The sequence below is a fragment of the Spirochaetota bacterium genome, from assembly GCA_017999915.1.
GTDB lineage: Bacteria > Spirochaetota > UBA4802 > UBA4802 > UBA5550 > RBG-16-49-21.
In genome coordinates this window covers 1-21,962 of sequence record JAGNKX010000024.1, presented here as the reverse complement: position 1 = coordinate 21,962, position 21,962 = coordinate 1, and the positions used below count along the sequence as shown (strand labels likewise).

General features: G+C 57.2%; 21 protein-coding genes. 17 read left to right on the top strand and 4 right to left on the bottom strand.

All coding sequences use genetic code 11. The features are described from left to right. Window positions 1-57: 57 nt before the first annotated feature. Both KA369_23245 and KA369_23240 read left to right on the top strand, forming a co-directional pair. Window positions 58-1,080 (top strand): magnesium transporter CorA family protein, encoded by a 1,023-nt coding sequence (locus KA369_23245; GenBank protein MBP7738905.1) that lies wholly within the window; start codon window positions 58-60, stop codon window positions 1,078-1,080. Window positions 1,081-1,137: 57 nt separating this feature from the next. Then, window positions 1,138-2,067, top strand: coding sequence for a hypothetical protein (locus KA369_23240; GenBank protein MBP7738904.1), 930 nt, complete (start codon window positions 1,138-1,140; stop codon window positions 2,065-2,067). A 36-nt stretch (window positions 2,068-2,103) separates the two neighbouring features. Here the strand turns inward: KA369_23240 and KA369_23235 are convergent, their stop codons facing one another. Further along, a complete protein-coding gene (locus KA369_23235; GenBank protein ID MBP7738903.1) occupies window positions 2,104-3,249 on the bottom strand; it encodes a hypothetical protein in 1,146 nt (381 codons plus the stop codon). A 207-nt stretch (window positions 3,250-3,456) separates the two neighbouring features. On the opposite strand from KA369_23235, the gene KA369_23230 reads away from it, so the two are divergent. The 11 genes from KA369_23230 to KA369_23180 all read left to right on the top strand — a co-directional run bounded on the left by KA369_23230 (window position 3,457) and on the right by KA369_23180 (window position 14,268). Next, entirely contained in the window at window positions 3,457-4,701 is a 1,245-nt protein-coding gene (locus tag KA369_23230; GenBank protein MBP7738902.1) for an MFS transporter, read from the top strand. A 247-nt stretch (window positions 4,702-4,948) separates the two neighbouring features. Next, window positions 4,949-5,929, top strand: coding sequence for a stage II sporulation protein M (locus KA369_23225; protein ID MBP7738901.1), 981 nt, complete (start codon window positions 4,949-4,951; stop codon window positions 5,927-5,929). Then, window positions 5,907-6,773, top strand: a complete 867-nt coding sequence (locus KA369_23220; protein MBP7738900.1) for a hypothetical protein — start codon at window positions 5,907-5,909, stop codon at window positions 6,771-6,773. The genes KA369_23225 and KA369_23220 overlap by 23 nt, the downstream gene beginning before the upstream one ends. Further along, on the top strand, window positions 6,766-7,521 hold the full coding sequence (locus KA369_23215) for a DUF4129 domain-containing protein (protein ID MBP7738899.1): 756 nt from the start codon (window positions 6,766-6,768) through the stop codon (window positions 7,519-7,521). The genes KA369_23220 and KA369_23215 overlap by 8 nt, the downstream gene beginning before the upstream one ends. Beyond that, window positions 7,518-8,702 (top strand): hypothetical protein, encoded by a 1,185-nt coding sequence (locus tag KA369_23210; protein MBP7738898.1) that lies wholly within the window; start codon window positions 7,518-7,520, stop codon window positions 8,700-8,702. Before KA369_23215 ends, KA369_23210 begins: the two co-directional genes overlap by 4 nt. Window positions 8,703-8,710: 8 nt before the next feature. Next, window positions 8,711-9,679 (top strand): MoxR family ATPase, encoded by a 969-nt coding sequence (locus KA369_23205; GenBank protein ID MBP7738897.1) that lies wholly within the window; start codon window positions 8,711-8,713, stop codon window positions 9,677-9,679. Beyond that, the gene (locus tag KA369_23200) at window positions 9,676-11,004 is read left to right on the top strand and encodes a DUF58 domain-containing protein (GenBank protein MBP7738896.1); all 1,329 of its coding nucleotides are present in this window, start codon (window positions 9,676-9,678) and stop codon (window positions 11,002-11,004) included. The genes KA369_23205 and KA369_23200 overlap by 4 nt, the downstream gene beginning before the upstream one ends. Window position 11,005: 1 nt before the next feature. Next, window positions 11,006-11,740: an RDD family protein gene (locus tag KA369_23195; protein ID MBP7738895.1), complete on the top strand. Its 735-nt coding sequence runs from the start codon at window positions 11,006-11,008 to the stop codon at window positions 11,738-11,740. A gap of 42 nt (window positions 11,741-11,782) precedes the next feature. Next, window positions 11,783-12,157, top strand: a complete 375-nt coding sequence (locus KA369_23190; protein ID MBP7738894.1) for a hypothetical protein — start codon at window positions 11,783-11,785, stop codon at window positions 12,155-12,157. Then, entirely contained in the window at window positions 12,154-13,335 is a 1,182-nt protein-coding gene (locus KA369_23185; GenBank protein ID MBP7738893.1) for an OmpA family protein, read from the top strand. Before KA369_23190 ends, KA369_23185 begins: the two co-directional genes overlap by 4 nt. Window positions 13,336-13,614: 279 nt before the next feature. Continuing rightward, entirely contained in the window at window positions 13,615-14,268 is a 654-nt protein-coding gene (locus KA369_23180; GenBank protein MBP7738892.1) for a hypothetical protein, read from the top strand. Window positions 14,269-14,412: 144 nt separating this feature from the next. Here the strand turns inward: KA369_23180 and KA369_23175 are convergent, their stop codons facing one another. After that, a complete protein-coding gene (locus KA369_23175; GenBank protein ID MBP7738891.1) occupies window positions 14,413-14,757 on the bottom strand; it encodes a DUF3795 domain-containing protein in 345 nt (114 codons plus the stop codon). Between the two features lie 51 nt (window positions 14,758-14,808). Beyond that, window positions 14,809-15,690: an RNA polymerase sigma factor gene (locus KA369_23170; protein ID MBP7738890.1), complete on the bottom strand. Its 882-nt coding sequence runs from the start codon at window positions 15,688-15,690 to the stop codon at window positions 14,809-14,811. Between the two features lie 312 nt (window positions 15,691-16,002). On the opposite strand from KA369_23170, the gene KA369_23165 reads away from it, so the two are divergent. From KA369_23165 to KA369_23155, 3 genes are all read left to right on the top strand, one after another. Next, a complete protein-coding gene (locus KA369_23165) occupies window positions 16,003-16,353 on the top strand; it encodes a hypothetical protein (GenBank protein MBP7738889.1) in 351 nt (116 codons plus the stop codon). A gap of 193 nt (window positions 16,354-16,546) precedes the next feature. Continuing rightward, entirely contained in the window at window positions 16,547-17,644 is a 1,098-nt protein-coding gene (locus KA369_23160) for an AraC family transcriptional regulator (GenBank protein MBP7738888.1), read from the top strand. A gap of 308 nt (window positions 17,645-17,952) precedes the next feature. Then, window positions 17,953-19,134 (top strand): acyl-CoA dehydrogenase family protein, encoded by a 1,182-nt coding sequence (locus tag KA369_23155; GenBank protein ID MBP7738887.1) that lies wholly within the window; start codon window positions 17,953-17,955, stop codon window positions 19,132-19,134. A gap of 115 nt (window positions 19,135-19,249) precedes the next feature. Here the strand turns inward: KA369_23155 and KA369_23150 are convergent, their stop codons facing one another. After that, the gene (locus KA369_23150; protein ID MBP7738886.1) at window positions 19,250-20,212 is read right to left on the bottom strand and encodes a TPM domain-containing protein; all 963 of its coding nucleotides are present in this window, start codon (window positions 20,210-20,212) and stop codon (window positions 19,250-19,252) included. A gap of 47 nt (window positions 20,213-20,259) precedes the next feature. On the opposite strand from KA369_23150, the gene KA369_23145 reads away from it, so the two are divergent. Continuing rightward, window positions 20,260-21,597: a hypothetical protein gene (locus KA369_23145; GenBank protein ID MBP7738885.1), complete on the top strand. Its 1,338-nt coding sequence runs from the start codon at window positions 20,260-20,262 to the stop codon at window positions 21,595-21,597. Window positions 21,598-21,962: the final 365 nt, after the last annotated feature.

The following is a 21,962-nucleotide window of genomic DNA, read 5'->3' as shown; positions in this document are numbered from 1 at the left end:
ACCATAAATTCTTGATTTATTTTAATTGTTCCTGATTATAGTGCCATGAGCGCGTCTATGGCGTCAACCAAATCTTTTTTTCACGTTCCCCCCGACGGTACTCCCGTCGCGGTTCCCGACCTGGACTCCGCGCTGAAGACGCTCGGGGACGGCGGATACCTGTGGCTCAACCTCCTTGATCCGGCCCGGGAAGACCTGGAGGCCCTCGCCGCGCCCTTCGGCATCCATCCCCTCGCCATAGAGGATTGCCTTGACGACGAGCAGATCCCGAAAATCGAGGATTATCCCACCAACACCTTTATCCTTTTCAACAAGTTCAACTACGAATCCAGGGAGCTTTTTATCAACGAGGTTGACCTTTTCCTGGGAAAGAACTTTCTAATCCTGGTGAGCCATAACATCCACGGCGACCCGAATTTCCTGGACCGGCTGGAGCAGATGGCGGGCCTTGACCGGGAGAACGTGCTCCAGGGCCCCGATTATCTCCTCCACGTGATCATGGACTACCTGGTGGACCAGAAATTCGAAACCATCGGGTCCCTGCGGGACGAGCTTGACGGGATCGAGGAGCGCATTATCGACGAGATCGCTCTTTTCAGGCCTGAAGAGCTGATGCGCCTGAGAAGGAGCCTCCTCATGCTGCGTAAAAGCATCATCCATGAGCGGGAGATACTGGTGAAGATCTGCCGGAAGGATTCCCGTTTCATCAATGAAAAGTCTATCTACGAATTCCGCGACATCTACGACCACCTGTCGAAATTCTTCGAAGAGGCGGAGATATACCGGGAGATGATATCAAGCTTCATGGAAATGTACCTGTCGATGATGAATACCCGGATGTCCATGGCGGCCAACAGGACCAACCGGGTCGTCAGGCGCCTGACCATGATCACGACGATCTTCATGCCCATGACCCTTCTCTCCGGCATCGGCGGCATGTCCGAATGGAGCATGATGACGGGGTCGGAAAACTGGAAGGTGGCCTATCCCGTGTTCCTGTTACTCATGATGCTGGTCGGGATCGGGAGCTACCTGATACTTAAAAGGCTTGAAGGCAGGGACAACGACAGTGGAGAATGATCTCCGGAGCCGTTTAATGTGACGGGCCGGAATTTTTAGTGATCAGCGAGAGTTTCTATGGATAAAGTCGGACTCATCATCAACCCCCATGCGCGGGGCGTGAAAAAAATGAATATCGATCCCCTCCGGTTCTTCACCGGCGTTTCCGAGGGATACGCCGACATCAGGCTGACCAACAGCCTCGCCGAGGTCGATGCGGTGATCAGGGATTTCAAGAAGGTGGGAATCCCCTCCGTGGCCGTCTGCGGCGGGGACGGCACGGCCCACCACGTCCTTTCCCGGATGATAAACCTGTACAAGAAGGAGCCGGTGCCGGCGCTCCTGCACCTCAGGGCCGGCACCATGAACACCCAGTCGCGCACCATCAATCTCAAGGGAAACCCGGCGGATATAATGAAGCGCCTGGTGGCGGTGCTGAAGGCCAAGGGGACCCCGAAGACCTTCACCCGGGACACCATCCGCATCGGCGACAGGTATGGCTTCATCTTCGGCGTGGGCATGACGGCGAATTTTCTCAATGAATACTACCAGGGGGAGGGGACCGGCCCGGCCAAGGCGGTGAAGACCATCTGGAAGGCGGTGAAGGGCGTCACCGTGGGCGGCGACGTGGGAACCCTCTTCGACCGCCTGGACTGCACCGTTACGGTGGACGGCAACACGGTGCCGCACCATGACTTCATCGCGGTCATCGCCACCACCGTCGACGATATCGGCATCGGGTTCAAGCCGATGCACCGGGCCTATGAGCAGGACGGGACCTTCCATATCCTCTCCGTGGGGTGCCAGGCCTCGGACATCGTCAGGAATCTCGTAAAGATCAAGACGGGCAAGCCGGTTCACCATCCCTATGTATTTGATTCTATCGGGAAAAAAGCTGTCATCACGAGCGGGAAAAAAATGTTGTACACCATCGACGGCGATATGTATGAGGCTGAAAAGAAGCTTGTGGCCGAGATAGGGCCGCCGGTGAGGCTGATATACGTGTAAACGCAGGGGGTGGATTTTTATCCGCCCCGGTCTGAATCAACGGCGTCTTTCGCCGCCGCCTTTTCCCTTCTCGCCCTGCGGGCCCTGCGGTCTGGCGCCGCCGTCGGGGCCCCTCCTGCCGCGCTGGCCGTCGACAAGGCCGGTTCCCTTGTTGCTGATAGTTCCTTCGGGCCGCGCTCCGTGGCGGTTGTTCCTGTCAGGCTTGTAGGTCTCGCCCTGCCTGATGAGCCTGTCGGGTCTGCCGTTGCCGCGGATCTGCCGGTGGTCGGCTCCCTGTTGATGATCGGGTTCATGGCCGCCGCCGGGCCTCCGGTTGGTATTGGGCCTGCTCCCCTCGGGCCTGTGATATGCCGCGCCGAACTTCATCCGCTCTTGCATCTTCTGCATATGGGTGTCGCGGATCAGGCGGTCGCGCACCGCCATGCGCCTGTACTCGTAGGCGCGCTCCAGGTATTCCGGGTGATTCCTGTACAGGGCCCGGTCGGGATAGGCTATCCTGGCTACACCGGGGTGCCGGAGCATCCATTCCCTGTGACGGTAGTAGCGTTCATACAGGTGGGGATGGCGGTGGAAGAACTGATAATTCCGGTACACCTCCCTGGCGACAAAGGGATGGTCGAGGAACCAGAGGTCGTCGTCGTACACCACCATCGCAATCCCGGGGTACCTGTTGAGAAAAGGCCTGTTGCAGACGATGATGTAGGCGATCCTCGGGTACCGGTGCCAGAATCCATAATTGAGATAGATCCGGGCCGCTATGCGGGGATGGGCCTCCAGCCACTCGTAATCGGAGCAGATATACCAGACCACCCAGGGGTGGGCGTTGAGCCAGAGGACGCTCTTAAAATCGTCGGCATAGGGTTCGGGGTCCTGTTTTATCTTTTCACCGAGGGCCTTGTCCTCGCCGGAGATATCGGGCCTGGCGCCGTCAGCCGCCCCTTCGATGTCGGCCGAATCATCGACCTCCTGTATGTCCTCCAGCATGCGGTCGATCTCCTCGTCGGAATAATCCTTCGGCATGGTTAGAGGCATGGTTTTGAGAATTTCCTGCGAGGCTTCCGCCTTTTCCTCGCCCCGGGCCATGGCCGACTGGCTGGAACCGCTTCCCTGGCCAAGGGTTATCAGCAGAAAAAGAAGGCACACTGATATGATCGAAGCTAAAGGGCTTTTCTTTGTGTTCATGGTATTACCTTTGCTCTGTTATGATCTTAGGACCTTGCTCTTTGGCTAAAAAGTTCCATTTTTTTTCAGGGGCCTCCATCCCTGTTCAAATGTAAAATAATTGACAGATAAAACTATCTTATACACTAAAATTTATCAGACCTGAACGGAAGTTCATGGAAAAATTCCAGGGTTTGAACAGCACAGACAGGAGACTTTTTGAAGATTATGAATAAAGAGACAAATCAATCAGGATCGATCAGGTACAACCGGAACGTGGTCCTCACCGGGTTCACGTCGTTCTTCACCGATGTTTCTTCGGAGATGATTTACCCCCTGATACAGGCCTTCGTGGCGGTGATCATGGCGTCGCAGAAGGCCCTCCTGGGGCCAGTCCTGGGGATCATCGAGGGCGTCGCCGAATCCACGGCGAGCCTCCTCAAGGTAGTCGCCGGCTACTATTCCGACAGGATGGAGAAACGGAAGGCCCCGGCCATTGCGGGATATTCGCTCTCCGCTGTGGCCAAGGTGCTCCTCTTTGCCGCCTCGGCCGGATGGGCCCTGGTGCTCCTGTCACGGTTCTTCGACCGGGTGGGGAAGGGGATCCGCACCGCCCCGCGGGACGCCCTCATCTCGGAATCGATGCCGAAGGAGCTCCAGGGAAAGGCCTTCGGGTTCCAGCGGGCCATGGATTTCGCCGGCGCCTTCCTGGGCACCCTGATATGCTATTTCCTGGTGGAGCGCTTCATGGACCCGGTGACGAAAACCGTCAGGGACCTGGACGCCTTCTATACTCTCTTTCTCATTTCCATCATACCGGCCTTCATCGGTGTGCTGTTCCTCTTTTTCGCCAGGGAAACCGCCGGTTCCGGAAAGAAAGGGAACGACAGGCCGAAGCCGAATCTGGACATCAGGAAATATGACAGGAACCTGCGCATCTTTTTCCTGGCCCAGTTCCTCTTCACCCTGGGCAACTCGTCGAACCAGTTTCTCCTCCTCCGGAGCATGGACCTCGGCTACATGCTTTCCACGGTCATCCTGATGTATGTCATCTTTAACTTCACCACCTCGTCCCTTTCCTCGGCCTTCGGATCGCTGTCGGACAGGATCGGCAGGAAGAAGCTCCTCATCGCCGGCTATCTCCTGTACGCCGCCGTGTACATCGCCTTCGGGTTCATCACCCCGTCCACCGGCTTTCTCCTCTGGATCTTCTGGCCCCTCTACGGCCTCTACTACGCCATGACGGAAGGGGTGGAAAAGGCCTTCGTGGCGGACATCGCCCCGGAGAACTCCCGGGCCACGGCCCTCGGCTTTTATCACACCATCATCGGCATCGGCCTCCTTCCGGCCAGCGTGATCGCCGGCCTCCTCTTCACGGCCCATCCGGGATCCCCCTTCATCTTCGGCGGGGCCCTGGCGGTGCTCACGGTGCTGATCCTGGGCTTCGGCGTGAAGGAGAAGGAGACGGCGTAAAAAGAATCTTCCCATAATCCCCCTCCCTTGATGGGAGGGGACAGGGGAGGGTGATTTATAATATTAACACTATAAAAACATGACCACCCCCACCCAACCCTCCCCCATCAAGGGGGAGGGCGTACTGTAATGACTTTTGATCAGTGAACCAAAAGTCAAAAAAAAGTTGTAAATAATATATATCATTGCTACTATCAGTGGGATCATACATGGCCGTGCTTGCATCGATCCCCATTGAGAAGAGGCGATGAAAGAGATCCATTTTCTACAGCAGAACGCGGACAAGTGGAAGCGCTTCGAAGCGCTGGTCAGGGCGCGCGGGAAATCGAGCCCTGACCAGGTGGCGGAGCTCTTTATCGAGCTCACCGACGACCTCTCCTATGCCCGGACCTTCTACCCCGCGAGCAGCATCACCGCGTACCTGAACGGCCTCACCGCGAAGTTCCACCAGGCCATTTTCAGGAACAAGAAAGAGGAGCGCCGCCGCCTCAGGACCTTCTGGACCGAGGAGCAGCCCGTCCTTTTCAGAAGGCACTGGAAGGAGATGCTGATCTCCCTGGCAATCTTCGTCGTTTCGGTCCTGGTCGGCGTGGTCTCATCGGCCAATGACGACGGGTTCGTGCGCCTCATCCTGGGGGACAGCTACCTCTCAATGACCGTGGACAACATCGAGAAGGGCGATCCCATGGCGGTGTACAAATCGATGAACAACGTGAACATGTTCCTGGGCGTCACGGTGAACAATATCAGGGTCGCCCTCCTGGCCTTCGCCTGCGGCGTCATCCTCTCTTTCGGCGCCGGCTACATCATCTTCTTCAACGGTATCATGATCGGGGCCTTCCACTATTTTTTCTACCATAAGGGGCTCCTCCTTGTTTCCCTGAAAAGCATCTGGATCCACGGCGCCCTGGAGATGACGGCGGTCGTCATCGCCGGGGGCGCGGGCATCGTCATAGGCAACGGCATCCTCTTTCCCGGAACCTACACCCGCGCCGACTCTTTCAAAAGGGGGGCGAAGGACGGCCTGAAGATGGTGATCGGCGTTGTTCCCGTGTTTTGCATGGCGGGCCTCCTGGAGGGCTTCGTCACCAGGCACACGGACATGGCCCCGCTCCTGAGCGCCCTCATCATCGGAATCTCGCTGGTTTTTGTACTCTGGTATTACATTCTCTATCCTATCCACCATCACAACAAGGAGCGATTCCATGGACCTGAACGAAAAGTTTGAATTCAGAAAGGCCCGCGATTTCGGGGCGATCATCAACGACACCTTCGCCTTCATCAGGCAGAATATCGCCATTCTCTTCAAAGCCCTGCTCTTCATCACGGGGCCCCTTCTCGTCGTCCAGGGGGTCCTGGCCGGGCTCTACAGCTCGAAATCGTCCCTGCTGGCGATCGGGGGCGACAAGACCAATCCCCTGGGGGCCATCTTCTCCATCGAGTACCTGCTCCTGCTCCTGTGCGGCCTGGTGAGCTATACCTTCATCACCCTTATTTCCGTGGAGTTCATCGGCCTCTACGTGGAGCGCGGACCCGGGAAGATCTCGGTGGACGATATCTGGGGGGCGGTAAAAAGGGATTTCTGGATGATCGTATTCACCAACATCGGCTCCTTCTTCGTCGTGTTCTTTTCCATGCTATTGCTCGTCATACCGGGGGTCTACCTGGCCATCGTGATAGCCCTGGTGCCCATGGTCCGCGTGCAGGAGCGGACCGGATTTTTCGCGTCAGTGCGGCGGAGCGCGAAGCTGGTCTCCGGCAGCTGGTGGCTCACCCTGGGGCTCCTCTTCCTGATGGCCATCATCGTCGGCATGATGGGATCCGTGCTGGCCCTTCCCTCGGCGGGGGTGACCTTCCTGGCAGTGCTCCATTCCATTGACGCGTCGAACCACCTGTTCAAGGGCCTCTTCATAATCACGGGGATTTTACAGCAGCTCACGTCGATGTTCAGCACCGCTATCTTCATCGCTGTCGGGTTCCACTATTTCAGCCAGGCCGAAAAGAAGGAGGGCCACGGCCTTCTCATGAAAGTGGAGGAGATCGGGCAGGGGAAGGACGGGGCCCATGCATAGACGGGCTTTCATCGGACCGCTCCTCTGCCTGGTATTGCTGGCCGGGGGCGCGCGGCCCCCGGAGGACCGCGTGATCGCGGTGCGGGAGGCCGGGAAGGTCCCGGCCGACGCCTCGGCGGTGAAGCCGCGTCCGGCGCCGATGAAAAAGATCGAGGAGTTCCGGCGGGACCCCGCGTTCCGCTATGACCGGAAGGAGGAGCCGCTCCTCACTTTCTGGGACCATGTCCTGGCATGGCTCAGGGAGAAGCTCGGTCCTTACCGCCTGGATGTCGACGGAGAGACGGCATGGAAGGCCCTCGAATACGGGGTGTACCTCGTCGTGGCAGCTGCGGCGCTCCTTGTCATCGTGAAGCTCATCGGCGCCGACCCCCGGGGACTCTTCTTTTCCCTGAAGAAAAAGCGCGCCACGCCGGAGGAAGGGGCGGACCACATCGAGCATATCGATTTTGACGGCCTCATCGCCGGCTTTCTGGAAAAGCGCGACTACCGCGCCGTGGTGCGCCTCCTCTACCGCAAGGCCCTGAAGGAGCTTTCTGCCCGGGGCCTCATCCGGTGGCAGATCGACAAGACAAACCGTGATTACCTGGCCGAGCTGGCCCAGTCCCCGCTGCGGGGCGAATTCACGGAGCTCACCAGGATCTTTGAATATATATGGTACGGGAATTTTGATCTCCCCGAGGACACCTTCGCGGCGGTGCGGGAGCTGTACGAAGGATTTTACAGGACCCTGGCGGATGGGAACCGGTGAAAAAGAACCTTCCCTTTATCATCATACTTGGCCTGAGCGTCGCGCTCTTCATCGTTTTCACGGTGATGAAGCCGGAGCCGGTGGACTGGTCGGCGAGCTTCACCCGCAACGACAAGATCCCCTACGGGAGCCATATCCCGTACCGCCTCCTGCCGGACTGCTTTCCCGGAGCCGCCATAACGGTCACCCATGATTCGATCCGCGACACATTGCGGGGCAGGGATTACCGGGGGACCAATTACATCCTCATCGATACCACCCTTGCCCTGAACAAGCATGACACGGAGGAGTTGATGCGCTTCGCGGCCCGGGGGAACAGCGTGTTCATGGCGGCCAGCTTCTACCTGGACGAATTCGCGGACCTCATGAAGATCAGGACCGCGCCGGAAGACATCGTGGCCGACCGGATGGGGGTGAATTTCGCCAACCCGCGCCTGGCGGCGCAAAGCGACTACCTCTGCCGCAGGGGCGTCGGCAACATGCGCTTCATATCGTTCAGAAAAAAGGAGGCCGCAATCCTCGGCGTGAACGAGCGGAAGGGCGCCAACTTCATCCGCATCCGACACGGCAGGGGCGCCTTCTACCTGAGCGCCCTTCCCTACGCCTACACGAACTTCAACATGCTGTCGGGGAACAACGCCGAATACGTGTTCCGCTCCCTTTCGTACCTGCCGGTGCGGAGGACCATCTGGGACGAGCATTACAAGTCGTCGGTGGCCGCGCCGGCGACTCCCCTCAGGTACGTCCTTTCGAGGGAGCCCCTCTCCTGGGCCTACTACACGGCCATGGCCGGCCTGGTCCTCTTCATGCTCTTCAAGGCGCGGCGCCGCCAGAGGGCCATCCCGGTGATCCTGCCGCCGGCCAACGCCGCCCTTGACTTCGCAACCACGGTGGGAAGGCTCTATCATCAGCGCGGCGACCACCGGGACATAGCGGAAAAGAAGATACTGTATTTTTACGATTGTCTCTATTCCTGGATCCAGGCTGATGCTCTCCACCGCGGCGGGATATTTTACAAGGAAGTCGCCCGGCGGAGCGGCGTGCCGGAGGACCGGGTGCGGAGGCTCTTTGAGGATATCGACGCGTTGCTGCTGCGTAAAAGCCTCTCCGACGGGGAGCTTCAGCGGCTCAATGCCATGATCGAAGATTTTACACTCCAAGCGAAAAGGACGGGCCTATGAGCGGTGAAATGACATTTAACGAGCGGATCCAGATCAAGGACGTGGTCCAGGCGAACGCCAGGATCAGGGGGGAGCTCCAAAAGATCATCGTGGGGCAAGAGGAGATGCTTGACCTCCTCATGGCGGCCGTCCTGGCCAACGGCCACGTGCTCCTGGAGGGGGTGCCGGGCATAGCCAAGACCCTCACGGCGAAGATCCTCGCCATGGCCATGGCCGCGGATTTTTCGCGGATACAGTTCACTCCGGACCTGATGCCGTCTGACGTCATCGGCACCACGATATTCAACTCCAAAAAAGGGGACTTCGAGTTCAAGCAGGGCCCGGTGTTTTCAAGCCTGGTACTCATCGACGAGATCAACCGCGCCCCTGCCAAGACCCAGGCGGCCCTCTTCGAGGTGATGGAGGAGCGGCAGATAACCGTCGATGGCACAACCTATCCCATGGCCGAGCCCTTCCTGGTCTTCGCCACCCAGAACCCCATAGAGTACGAGGGGACCTACCGCCTCCCCGAGGCTCAGCTGGACCGCTTTCTCTTCAAGATAAACATCGGGTATCCGTCCCGGGATGAGGAGGCCCGCATCATTGCCGATGCCCATGGCCGGCGGGAGAGGGACAAGCTGGCGGAAATAAAAAAGGTAATGACCGCGAAGCAGGTCGTCGCCGCGCAGAAAAAGGTAAAGAACGTCCACGTGGACGAGAATGTCATCGCCTACATCGCCGAGATCGTTCACCGCACCCGCGCCCACGGCTCCCTTTACCTGGGGGGATCGCCCCGGGCCTCCCTGGCCATCATGGACGGCGCCAAGGCCCTGGCCGTGCTGCGGGAGCGTGACTTCCTGAAGCCGGAGGACATACACTCCGTCGCCTATCCGGCCCTGCGGCACCGCCTCCTTCTCACCCCCGAAAAGGAGATGGAGGGGAAAAAGCCGGACGACATCATTCGGGACATCCTCGAGGGGATCGAGGTGCCCCGGTGAAGGGAATAGGCGCTCTCTTCCTGGGGCGGCGCTTTTTCATCGCTCTCGCCTGCGTCGTCCTTTCCTTCGTGGCGGCCTTTTTTTACCCGGCCCTGCTGGCGCCGTCGAAGCTGGCGCTTCTCATTCTGTGCGCCGCAACCGCCGCAGACGCGGCGCTCCTCTTCCGCATCCCCGGCGTCACCGCACGGCGGATCGTTCCCGAAAAGCTTTCCAACGGGGACGAGAATCGGGTCGACCTGCGCGTCGAGAGCAGCCATTCCTTTCCGATCGCCGTCGAGATCATCGACGAGCTCCCGGTCCAGTTCCAGAAGCGGGACTTTTCCCTGAAAGTCCGCGTTCCGCCGGGGACCGGCCGGGACCTCTCCTACACGGTGAGGCCTGTGGAGCGGGGGGAATACGGCTTCGGCGCCCTGAACGTGTTCGCGTCGACGCCCCTGGGCCTCGCATGGCGGCGCCACCGCTTCGCCCGGGACGTCACGGTGCCGGTGTACCCGTCCATCATCCAGATGAGGAAATACGACCTCTTCGCCGCGTCGAACCGCCTGGTGGAGGCGGGCATCAAGCGGATGCGCAGGCCCGGCGCGTCCATGGAGTTCGACCAGATCCGGCGCTACATCTCCGGCGACGATTACCGGAAAATAAACTGGAAGGCCACGGCGCGCCGGGGCGAGGTAATGGTGAACCAGTTCCGGGACGAGCGGTCCCAGAGCGTCTATTCGGTCATCGACATGGGCCGCGCCATGAAGATGCCCTTCGAGGGGATGACCCTCCTCGACTACGCGGTGAACGCGGGCCTGGTCATATCCAATATCGCCATCCGCCGGGAGGACCGGGCCGGCATCGTGGCCTTTTCGAGCGGCATCGATTCGATCCTGCCGGCGAGCCGCTCCCATGGCCAGATGCTGCGGATCCTGGACCTTCTCTACCGGGTCCGCACCGGCTTCCAGGAGTCGAATTACGAGCTCCTCTGCGCGGAGCTGTCGCGGAAGATCGGCCAGCGGAGCCTGCTCCTCTTCTTCACCAACTTCGAGACCCTCTCCTCCCTCAGGAGGAACCTCCCGTATCTCACGATGCTGGCGCGGCGCCACCTGGTGGTGGTGATCTTTTTCCTTAACACGGAGCTCGATTCGCTCCTGAACAGCCGGTCGGAGTCCATCGAGGAGATTTACATCAAGACCATCGCGGAAAAATTCGCCTTTGAAAAGAGGCAGATCGTGAAAGAGCTTGACCGCCACGGAATTCATTCCATACTAACATCGCCGGCGCACCTGACGGTGAACACCATCAATACGTATCTCGAAATGAAGTCCCGGGGGTTGCTGTGACATGCAGACGGTTCCGATAGAGACGGCGCAGAACGTGACCATCGAATACGAGACGGCCGGCGTGGGAGAGAGGATCCTGTCCGCCCTGGTCGATTACATCATACTGTTCTCCTACGCCTTCCTGGTCCTGCTCGGGTATTTTGCCGCGGGCAACTATCTCAAGAATTACTCCGTGGCGTTTTTCATCCTGGCGGCCCTTCCGGCGTTCCTCTACGACCTGATATGCGAGACAGCCATGGACGGCCAGAGCTTCGGGAAGAAGCTCATCGGCATCAAGGTGGTGAAACTCGACGGGTCCCAGCCATCGCTGGGAAGCTATCTTCTCCGGTGGATCCTCCGCATCGTCGACATCAGCTTTCTGGCGGGCTCCGTGGCGGTGCTGACGATCCTCCTGAACGGGAAGGGGCAGCGCCTGGGGGACATCGCCGCCGGCACCACGGTCATCAGGCTGAAGCAGACCGTGATGATAAGCGACACGATCCTTGTGGCCCTGGGGAACGATTACCGGCCCGTGTTCCCCGCGGCTGCCAGGCTTGACGACGCCGTCGTCACCATCATCAAGGAGACCCTGGAGTTCGACAGGAAAAACAGGTCGGCCCCCTCGGCGTACCGCATACTGCTGAAGGCGCGGTCGAGGCTGGAAGAGGTCATGAAGGTCTCGACGGACATGGAGCCGAAGGTATTCCTGGAAACCGTTTTGAAGGATTACAACTATTATCATAGAAAGGCTGATTGACGGATGGCCCGGCGATCAGACGACCCTGGAGGTAAAGGATCCATGAGCAAAGGAATGATATCTGCGGGAATCTGCGCCCTGATGGCGTGGACCGTAATTTCGTGCGACAGGAGGGTTGCGGTGGAAATCCCTAAGGACGCCGGGATCCTCGGCGAAACGACCGTTGCCACGGTGGAGGGCTTCCGCGTGGGGAGCGGCAACTACTACCGGCGCGTTGACGGCAGCGGCGTGAAGAGAAAGAGCATCCAGATCTTCGTCTGGCGGCCGGACCGGAAGAAAGACGCCACGGCAAAAGAGACCGTGGTTTTTGAGGGCGATGTCTTCGAGATCGGCGATAAAAAGTACCGGCTCCTCCATGTCGACGAGGGTAAGGGCGGCGACACGGGCAAGGCCTATTATGTGCCGGTGAAGCCATGAAGAAGCCGGCGCTGATAATCCTGCTTTTACTCCATGGCGTCGCCTCCTTTGCAGCCATCCTGGCATGGGATATCCCGAAGGGGGAGAGGCTTGAAATAACGCGCACCGCGGCCGTGAAGTTCCTGGTAAATGAAAAGATGATCAAGATCTACCAGGAGCGGAACATCATCGACCTCACCTGCTCGGATAAAACCGGGGAGACCAGCAGGGTGAAGGGCGGCTTTTCCGTGTATGAGCGGGATTCCGTAACCGACGTGTTCCACCTGCGGGAGCAGCATCCCTCGGAGTTCGACATTGATCGTCAGGGGCGCTTCACGGTCCCGAAGCGGTATCTCATGCCGAACCTGCGGCACCTGCCGGCCTTTCCCCGGAAGGACGTGGCCGTCGGCGAGACCTGGACCGAGAAGGCGGACCTTGTCCTCACCCTGTTTTCCATTCCCTTTAAGCTCACGTTCCCGGTGGAGTACAGTCTTGCTGATATAGGCACAAGGGACGGCGCGCAAACGGCGGTGATCAAGTACCGCTTCGTCGTGGACATGGACCTGGGCGGGGGAAGATATCCCTCAGATTTTCCGCAGAAGATCATGGGCAGGGACGAGGGGATCATCAACTGGAACGTCGGGGAAAACCGTCCCGTGAGCATTAAGGAAAAGTACCGCATGGCCTTCGTCTTCAAGGACGGGAACAGGCAGATGAATGTTAACGAGTTCCAGATGATCATCGACACCACGATGAAGATGTACAAGCCCGTCACCAAAGAGGAAAAGGAAGAGGCCCGGAAGGAGCTCAAGAAAGCCGCTCCCGACGGCGTGGACGTCGACACGGACCGGCGGGGCCTGGTGATCAGGCTCGGGGACGTGCTCTTCGATTTCGATTCCGCCCGGCTTCGGGAGGACAGCAGGGAGAAGCTCGGACGGGTCACGGAGCTCATCAGGAAGAAATATCCTGACCGGGAGATCATCGTCGAGGGCCACACGGACTCTACAGGTGAGAAGGAATACAACCTGCGCCTGTCGCGGGACCGGGCCAGGTCCGTGGCCGAGTACCTGAGACAGCGGGGCGGAGCGGACAAGCTCTCCTACCGGGGCTTCGGCGCCGACAGGCCCATAGCCGGGAACGGCACCAGGGAGGAACGCCGGAAGAACCGCCGCGTTGAGATCATCATCAAGCTTCAGTAGGACAAAATTGGACGCGGGTCCTGCGGACCCGCTTACGCCTGTCAGTGTATTTCCCACAATAAAATCATTATTCCGACTACAAGATAATCATCCATCCCGCTACCGCCGACTGTTCGACAATGTGCTATGTTGACAGTGGAGGTGGTTAGAAACTGCTCAATTCAATAGGATCAATCATGGGTACTATCTGATGATTCATCGATTTGTTCCTTTCTTTGCCTGCTTTTCCGATCATCCGATAAACGCCACTTCAATGTTTGCAGTTACAGAGGCAAAGTGATGAAACGATCTGTTTTGGTTCTTATGCTTCTTGTGGGTTGCGCCAATGCCAGGAGCGGCCTGTGGCCCGACGGTTCGATACCTTTTGTCGCCATTGGCCTTTCAGGCAGCGAGCTTTCGGCGGTTTCCGAGTGCATGATCAAGTGGGAGCTGGCCACGGAAGGCGCGATACGATTCAGACCCGTCGTGGATATCGAAGATGAATACCTGGTCATTACCCACATGGACATTCCCAATACCACCGAGGGATATGTCCAGATGGGGACCCAGCGCATTCTCTATGTCACATCCGACAGCGATAATCGCGCCATATTGCACGGATTAGGCCATGTGATAGGCCTTTATCATGAGCACCAGCGGGTGGACAGGGACTCCTACATTACCGTTGAGATATATCCGGGCAATCCGCCGATGGTGGATATGCAATTGAGTATATACGCGCCCGAAGATTCCGCCTATGATCAGCGGCAGTATCCTTATGATTATCGGTCCATCATGCACTATCGCGAAAAGGACGTGGAAGGGTTCGGCAAAATCGACGGGCACGGCAATGAGCTGGGGAACGACGATATATCGATTCTTGACGCCCTCAAGGTGATCAATATGTACAGCGTAAACAATAATAATGAAATCGGCCAGGACATGGAGAAATAAACCCGGCAACGAACCGCCTGTTCAGGAGCGGCGCGCAGCCGGTTTTTCTGATTTCAGAGGAGGAATACATCAATGTTGATTCAAGTAATACTTAGAAGGTTCATCTTTTTGTTGATAAACATGATACCGGAGAAGCTTTTTCTTTTACCTGCTACGCAATGCCTCCAGATTTTCCCTCGCTGTCTTCGGAAGGAACGATAACAGTCCCTCCAGCTTCGCGCATGAATAGGAGCCGCATTCCGCGCAGGTGCCCAGTTTTTTGTCCATTCCGCAGAGCCGCACCTCGCATTTGTTGCAGTGGCCGAAAAGCCTGCCCGAGCCGGAAAGGCAGCCGTCGCAGTTTATGTCGGAAGGCTTGATCTCCGCGTGAAACATCTTTGACCACATCGCCGCCACCCTGGCCCTGGCCGCGTCGTCGTTTTGTTGCGTCGCCAGGTAGGCCGGGCACCCGGAGCATTCCATTCCACACAGGCCGTACATTTTTTCCATGATTCACCTCTTGTAGTATTGATTTGCTGATATGATAGTGTCAGTCAGGTTTCACTGAACTGTGAAAAAGTCGCCGAACTCGTCCCTGCCGAGGATTTCCCGTATCCGCACAGCCATGTCCGGACTTTCATAAAACGGCGAGTCCCTGAAGAGCAGATACAGGGAATTCAGATCCCCGTCGACGGAGGCGGCCCTTGACACGGCGATGGAGGATATCTTGTCCAGCCGTTCCCGCGTGAGCCTCGGATTATCCCGGTCAATCCATCCCGAGGAAATGAGTTTTTTCACGTGCCCCTCGCACCGGCACGGATTTTCCGGGTTCACCAGGCCGCATTTCTGCATGACGAAATTTTCGATTTTCTTCCTGGCCCTGGAAAGCAGGGCCCTGTAATTCGCTTCGGTTACGTCCAGTATTTCGGAACCGACCGATGACGGTATCCCGAACATACCTCCCAGGATGAAGGCGAGCCGCTGCCTCCGTTCGAGGCAGAGGAGCATCCCCGTGAGGCACATGTTCCTGGTTTCCTCCACCAGTACCGTATGGTCGGGCCTGCTTGCCGGCCTCCGGTCTTCGATGGCGTCCTGGTCCATGGGGAATTCTTCGTCGAGATACACCCGGGTCATGGCGGTCTCGATTTTCCTTTTTTTCATTCCCAGGACGTGGTTGGCGACGATCCTGTACAGCCATGTCCTGAAGGGGGCCCTGGCGGACTCGTAGGCCGAGAGGTGGGAGATGATCTTCAGGAGGATCTCCTGCGTCACGTCTTCGGCGTCATCGGGATCGAAAACCATTTTCAGGGCTATGTTGTAAATCCATGCCTGATGGCGATATATGAGCTTTTCCAGGGCGCAGCTGTCGCCTTCCAGAACGCTTCGTATCAGCCGGTCGTCGCTGTCGCTGTCATCGATTATTTCTGTAAAGGGATTGTACATGATCATCATCCTGTGCCATTGATCCTTATACTGCTGAAAAAACTAATTGTGACAATTGAAAAATAAAAAAAGAAGCAATTGCAGGATATTTATATCACTTTTGTTTAATCGGTTCGCCATTGAGCTTCGATAGTTTGGCAAATCCTTGAAAAAAATATTGATTTTTCTCCGGTCAGTGATATTCTGGTGGAAACGGTCATCCACCTGCTCTTTTCTCTTTTATGATCCTGTCTTCATGTCATTATGGGATTGACAGAGCCATGGGAAGAATTGACGGCGGGCGGGGTGGAACATATCATCAAGGAGGCTTTTATGAACAAGAAGACGGTTGTCGCAACAGGCTTTTTCGCAGTAATTATTCTTGCCGCCGGTATGCTCTTTGCCGCCGCAAGCTTCACCGGTACCTGGTCCACGGCATGGGGCCCCCTTACCATGACCCAGACCGAGGACAAGGTGGTCGGAAGCTATGGCGGATCGGCCCCTGGCAGGCTCAATGGCATCGTGAAGGACAATAAGCTTTTCTATAACTGGATCGGCAACAACGGCGAGAAGGGGAGAGGCGTTTTTTATCTTTCCGCTGACGGCAACAGTTTCACCGGGACCTGGGGGAGCGGCGCGAGCGCCACGAGCGGCGGAGCGTGGAACGGAAAACGAATTAAGTAGCTTTAATAAATGCAGATATTTTATGCCGCGGCCCGGATCTACCGGGCCGTGCTGTTTTGCATGATAGAGGATGGATCGCAGGCCAAATAATCATTGACTGTTAGAACAAGAAGGGCCAGATTATTCTTCAGTAAGTCGATGCGGTTGTATGGTATCCTATAGAAATATGAGTGCCATATTATACAAGAATTATATGGAAATAACCCGGTCAATAATCACCTATCTTACCCTTTTTGCCGGAAGCCTCTCCCTGCTTATCGCCTTTGAACAGCTTATAGTCAAAAACCGGCAGCTTGAGCATTACAATCTTTTCGCCCTTCTTTTTTGCATCGGCATGCTCATTTTTCAGACCGGGTCCATTGTCATCGGGTTCTCCGCACATCATCCGTGGGCCCTCTACGGGAACTTCACGATGCTCTTCCTGGTGTGTCCCCTGATATATTTCGGGTACCATCTTGTGGTGCTTCCCTTTGCGCGGCTTCCTCAAAGAAAGGCCCTCTATTTCGTCCCGGTGCTCTGCGCGGTCGCCGGCGATATCTATTATCTCATGCTGCCGGTTTCAGACCAGAAAGATATGATGGTGCGCCTCTTTGAGGGTAATCTCATTGAACATGTGCTGATCTTCAAGGCGATGTACATGTGCGCGTGGATGCAGCTGATGATCTACCTCGGCATATTGTTTTTCAAGCTCTATTATTTCAAGGCGGGGAGGAAGCGGTCGCGGATCGTTTTTATCACGATGGCCTATATCGTCCTTACGCTGGCCTCTTTTTCCCTGGTCGTCATCGGGTATCTCTTCTGCTATGCACCCGTCGTACAGGCGGGCATCATGGCGATCTGCGTCATATTCATCTTCCTCCATGTAATTAATCAGCGGGCGCCCCGCTTTCTTCAGGTCCTGATGATCGAAATAGAAAAGGGCGGCTATGAGCGGTCTCTGCTTCAAAATATCGACGTTGATTCCATTTTGAGCAAGCTCCGGCTCCTGATGGAACAGGAAAAAATATACTTTGACGACGAGCTTCTTTTGAAGAACCTGGCGGAAGAGCTGAAGATCACCCCCCACCAGCTGTCCCAGCTTCTCAATGAAAGGCTCAACACGAATTTCAACAATTTTGTGAATCAATACCGGATCGAGGAAGCAAAAAAGCTGCTTACCGAGGAGCCGGACAAGCCCGTCCTTGCCATATCCTATGAAGTGGGCTTCAACTCGAAGACGGCGTTTTATAACGCCTTTTCCCGGTTCGTCGGCAAATCCCCCCAGGCCTATCGGAAAGAAAAGGGCTTGTAATCCTCCCCGTGCCGCCCTGGCGGGTGCCGGGGAAATCCGGTTGCCCCCCCTCCTGTCCGGATGTCCCGATTTATAATTATGGCTTTCCCCGATTATAAATTGGGGCGACCGAGCCCCACTTACGGAATTATTATTAAATCATGACAGGCCACAAGGTCATTCCTTGCAATTCATTATAGCAGTTTGCTGAAAAACAGCAAACTGCTAAACGATACATGGATGTATCGCCATTTTTCGAGGCATTAGCCGAGAATAATGTGAGGTTTTACGAATTCACTTCGTAAAACCGACCCTGAAAAACTCCAAGGATGGAGTTTTTCAAGAAACTGATAGAGAGAGGTTATAGTATGTATGATCAGTATTTTACCGAGTCCCATGCCATATTAAGGGACAGCGTCAAGCAATTCGTGAACAGGGAAATCCGCCCCCACGTGGCGGAATGGGAGGAAAAAGGGGAGCTCCCCCTGGAGCTGTTCCGCAAGGCGGGCAGCGCCGGCTTCTTCGGCATCGGCTATCCCGAGGAATACGGCGGCACCCAGTGCGATGTGTTCCATGAGATCGTATTCGCGGAGGAGATCATGCGCTCAGGCTCCGGCGGGGTCTTCGCGAGCCTCGGGAGCTGCGGCATCGGCATGCCCCCGATCCGCCGCCTCGGATCGGAAGAGCAGAAGAAGAAGTTCCTGCCGCCGATCATCAGGGGGGAAAAGATCGCGGTCCTCGGGGTCACGGAGCCGGGCGCCGGCTCGGACGTGGCGAACATCCAGACAAAGGCGGTCCGGTCAGGGGACCACTACATCGTCAACGGCTCGAAGACGTTCATCACGAGCGGCACCCGCGCCGATATCGTGACGACGGCTGTGCGCACCGGCGGGAAGGGGGCCGGCGGCATAAGCCTGCTGGTGATCGAAAAGGGGACTCCCGGTTTTACGGTATCGAAAAAGATACAGAAGATGGGGTGGCACGCCTCGGATACGGCCGAGCTCTCCTTCATGGATTGCAAGGTGCCGGCGGAGAACCTGCTGGGCGTCGAGAACCAGGGGTTTGCCGGCATCATGGTGAATTTCGAGAAGGAGCGGCTCTACCTGGCTGTCCAGGCCCAGATTTCGGCGGAGCTGGCCCTGAAGGAGGCCATCGCCTACGCCAAGGAGAGGACCGCTTTCGGCCGCACGATCAGCGGGTTCCAGGTGACCAGGCACAAGCTCGCGGAGATGGCCACGCTGGTGGAGGCGTCACGGAGCTTCAATTATTACGCCGCTTCGATGATCTTCCACGGGAAGAGCGCCTACAAGGAAGTCTGCATGGCCAAGAATTTCGCGACCGACGTCTGCGACAGGGTGGTGCACGACGCCGTCCAGATCCATGGCGGGTACGGGTACTGCAAGGAGTTCCTTGTCGAGCGGATATACCGGGATTCGCGGCTCCTTTCCATAGGCGGAGGGACCAGGGAAATCATGAATGAGATCATATCGAGGCAGATGGACCTTGCCTGAGGTCTGCCGTGCCGCAGCATGACTCCCGGGCTGATCTTTCCGCAAGGGGCTTGTCCTGCGCGGGGGTATTGAAAGGCGTCTCCCGTCGGATGGATGCGTAAGATGCTCTTCCGGTCTACCATCCTCCGGAGGCGCCGCCCCCGCCGGAGCTTCCCCCTCCTCCGGAGAACCCCCCGGAACCGCCTGAAGAGCTCCCTCCCCCGGAAGAAGATGCCGAGAAGGTGAACCCGCCGATGGTGGCGCGGCCCTTCTTTTCCAGATCTCTCCGGGCTTTTTTGTACCATGGCCTGCGGCTGACGATGATCTTCGCCGCCGGAAACGCCGCCAGGTACACGCAGAGGAGGATGAAGGCGCCCCGGGGGCCCACCACGACTATGGGGAAGGTGGCCCAGAAGGGGATCAGGAAGAGGTAGAGAAACCATCCCGGCGCCCGGGGAACGACGACACCGATGATCGTGAAGAGCCCGATGATGCCGAAGATGAAGCAGCCGAAGAGGATGCGCTGGTAGATGGGGAGATCCGGGCCCTTGAGGAAATCGTCCGATCCCGCGCCCGGGCCGCCGGTTTCCCCAGGGAGCGGGGCGTTTTTGTCTTCCAGTTGGGCGATGACCGCCAGCGCCCCCGCGGTCACGCCGCCGTCAAAATCCCCCGCCTTGAAGCGCGGGGCCATGATCGTGTCGATGATGCGGCCGGCCTTAACGTCGGTAAGGACGCCCTCAAGGCCGTAGCCCACCTCGATGCGCATGCGCCGGTCCTTCACCGCGACGATGATCAGCACGCCGTTGTCCTTTTTCTTCCGTCCCAGGCGCCACTTCCCGAAGACGCGGGTGGCGAATTCCTCGATGGACTCGCCCTCCAGCGATGTGATCGTAAGCACCGCCACCTGGTTCGTGGTGCGCTCCTCGTGGGATTTGAGCAGGGAGCCGATATGGTCCTCCGTGGCGTCGCCCAGGACGCCGGCGTCGTCAGTGACCCGTCCCCGGAGCTCGGGAACCGGTATGGCCGCCATGGCCGGCGCGAGGGCCAACAGCGCCGCAAGGGCTGTCAGCAGGGCTTGATGGAAGCGTCTTCGTTTCATGGCTTTGCCCTGATCGTATATACCTCCGGTCATTTTTGTCAAGATGTTTGAACGATCCGGCAAGTATCGCCGGGCCGGTTTTTTGCTTGATGTACCGGGCGGGAAAAATCCACAATGCCGCCATGAACATGCTGCTCTACAACATCGCCTTCGCCGGGGCCCTCATGTGCCTGATCCTCGGCTTCTATGTGATTGCACAGAACCGCCGGAGCGTGCAGCGTCGGATCTTTCTTCTCATCTGCGTAAGCCTGTCGATCTTGAACCTGGTAGCCCTTCCGGCCTATTCGGCCGATACGAAGGAGGGGGTTTTTTTCTGGACCCAGTTCGCCTCCATCTGCGTGAACATCTTCTACGCCCTGAACCTCCATTTTTATCTCAATCTCCTGAAAAAGAAAACCCCGGTCCGGGCCCTCATGCTGATTTATGCCCCCGCCCTGGTCATCATCGCCATGTATGCCCTTCATCCGCTCCTGTTTCTCGATTATAAGCCCTATGAAGGCGGATGGAAGCTCGTGCCCAATTACGGCAGTCCCTGGTTTTACGCGTCGGCCGGCTACGTGGTCCTGTACGCGTTTCTCTCGATCGCGGCTATCATAGCGTTCAGAAAGAACGCCACATCCAACAAGGAGAAGCTCCAGGCCAACCTGATCATGGCCAACCTGGCCCTGAGCACTTGCATCGGCGTCCTGGGCCTCTGGGTGCTTCCGTATTTTAATTATAAAATCCCGAATGTGGGACCCACCTATCATATCGTTTATGTGTTGGGCCTTTTTTACTCTGTGTTTTATCTTAAATTTCTCGATCTCAAGCCTTCCATCGTCGCGGACGAGATCATATCCAACATCAGCGACATGGTTTTGCTTCTCGGCCCGGACCTCAGGGTCCTTTCGGCAAACGCCGTTCTGCTCGAAACCCTTTCCCTTGGTGCGGATGAAATAAGCCGGAAGAAGTACCCGGAGCTCGTCTATGACGGCGACGGGATCCTGGCTGATATGGACCGCGTCAGGAACAGGGAAGCCGGCAGCGTCAGGCGTGCCCTGCGGTACCGTATCAACCGGAACAAAAAAGCTGAACCGATAATGACCGATACTTATATTTCAAAGGTCGCTGACCGCTTTGATGACATCATAGGGTTCCTCGTGATTTCAAAGATCAACAGGGGAAGGCGGCAGTTCCAGCTGGCCTACAAGCTGACCGACAGGGAGCTGGAGATCGCCGACCTTACCCTGGCGGGCCTGTCCAGCAGGGAGATCGGCGCGCGGCTCGGCATATCCGACAGGACCGTCCAGTCCCACCAGGAGCATGTGTACCAGAAGCTGGGGGCGGAGGGGAAGGTTGACCTGATCCGGATCGCCCACGGGTTCAATATTGCCTCAATTGAATAATCCATCGAAAAAAAAGCCCTGTCCGTAAATTTACGGATGACAGTCATTTCTTTACAGTGTAATATGAAAATCTGATGGCTGATGCATCGAGGTCGCTTTACGGACCCATAACCGTCAGGGACCCGACGTGTCCCCGCGCCGGGAAAACATCTGCATTTTGCAGTGTAATTATATCACGAGGAGGATTTCATGAACATGAGGAGCAAGACGTTGTTTTTAGCTGTTGCCGTGCTGGTTCTATCGGCCGTTGCCGCCATGGCAATTCCGCCGGACCAGGCCTATGTGACAAATTTCGGATGGGGCAAGATTCTTATATCTGACAAGGATTTCCCTGGCATCAGTAAGTGTGATATGAGCCTTTTCAA